This window comes from Vulcaniibacterium thermophilum (assembly GCF_007923255.1).
In the GTDB taxonomy this organism is placed as follows: domain Bacteria; phylum Pseudomonadota; class Gammaproteobacteria; order Xanthomonadales; family Xanthomonadaceae; genus Lysobacter_F; species Lysobacter_F thermophilum.
Window position 1 is genome coordinate 1 of the sequence record NZ_VOHJ01000076.1, and the last position, 1251, is coordinate 1251.

2 protein-coding genes are annotated in these 1251 nt (G+C 59.8%); both read right to left on the bottom strand.

Features of this window, described 5'->3' with window-relative positions:
• Window positions 1–236 precede the first annotated feature (236 nt).
• Window positions 237–638 carry a hypothetical protein gene (locus FQY64_RS14620; RefSeq protein ID WP_146475472.1) on the bottom strand — a complete coding sequence of 134 codons (402 nt, stop codon included), beginning with the start codon at window positions 636–638 and terminating at the stop codon, window positions 237–239.
• The coding region (locus FQY64_RS14625) for an RHS repeat domain-containing protein (RefSeq protein WP_146475474.1) at window positions 635–1251 on the bottom strand (617 nt) is incomplete at its 5' end. The genes FQY64_RS14620 and FQY64_RS14625, both read right to left, overlap by 4 nt.

Consider the following 1251-nt stretch of genomic DNA (forward strand, 5'->3'; position numbering starts at 1 on the left):
GCGCCGTCCTTGCTCTCCGTCACCCGGCCCAGCGCGTCGTAGCCGAAGCGGCGCAGCGGCGGCTCGGTCTGGTCGCCGGTGCGCAGCACGGCCAGGTTGCCGACTTCGTCGAACTCGAAGCCGAGCGGCCGGCGGTCAATCCTCGACGTCCTCATCCGCCTTCCCGCTTCCATGAAAAACCCGGGTGCGGCCTTCGGCCTTACCCGGGCTACGCTGACTTTGCTCCCTGAGACCGATTACTTTGACTCAAGCCCAAGCAGGATCAGCATTTCGTGTTTGCGTCTTGCTTCGACGAGCAATTCCAGCCGATCAGGGTCAGTCGTCATCAACACGAGGTTGGCTAACCGCTGTCGATCACGAAGCAGCATCACATGCTGCTTTTGATTTGCAGACAGGAACCGCTCGACCCGCGCTCTGTCAGTAGGACTGACCGAGAAAGCAACCCGCAGCCAGTCGCCTTCCTCATGGATCGAGCCACTGGCAGTGAACGGCAACGTCTCTGCGCAACTCTGAGCACTTACCTCGTCTCGCGTGAGGAGACGCATGTCTTTGGGGACACAGAACAGGTACGCGGCCTCTGAACCTTGGGAGCTGCAAGCAGCCAACGTCAACGCCAGGAGCACAAACAACTTATTCATCTTCTTCGACTCCGCAGCATCCGACGAATGGCTTCGAGCATATCTTCGGGCGACAGCACTTCGGGCTCTCGCGGCGCAGGCCGGGGTCCGGCCTGCAGTCGAGTACATTTGCAGTACATCCCTGGCGGATCATGCGTACCGCTATTGATAGCTCCGTCGCTTGGATATCCACCGACGAAGTCGATATCATAACAAAACTCGTCCGACGGGCACGCAGCGCCGATATCTTTGCAGCACCTCATGCGCGCACACCAGAACCATGACGCGGGCCCTGATTGTTTAAACGAAGATGGGGGCTGCGCATCGGGTCGATGTGCCTGATCTTCAAGAGCCCGTTGCCGATAGTTGCGGCGCGCGGCCCAGCCCAGCCCAAGAGGGTCTATCGCTATTACTGGCATTCCATCGAGATAGGAGTATGTCGACAGGCTTGCAGTTAGACCTACGGGATCACTCTCGATATAGCGACCAGTAGCCGGCTCGTAGTCACGGAAGTAGTTGTAGTTCAGGCCGCTCGCACTGTCGTAGCGCTGCCCTGGGAAGCGCATGTCGAACACGAAGGCGATGCCGTCGGCGTCGGGGTCCGGGTTGGGTTGATCCGCGCCGAACGCTTCGC

Coding starts and splice junctions, on each gene's coding strand:
- FQY64_RS14620 (WP_146475472.1), bottom strand. CDS start 638: ATGAATAAGTTGTTTGTGCTCCTGGCGTTGACGTTGGCTGCTTGCAGC.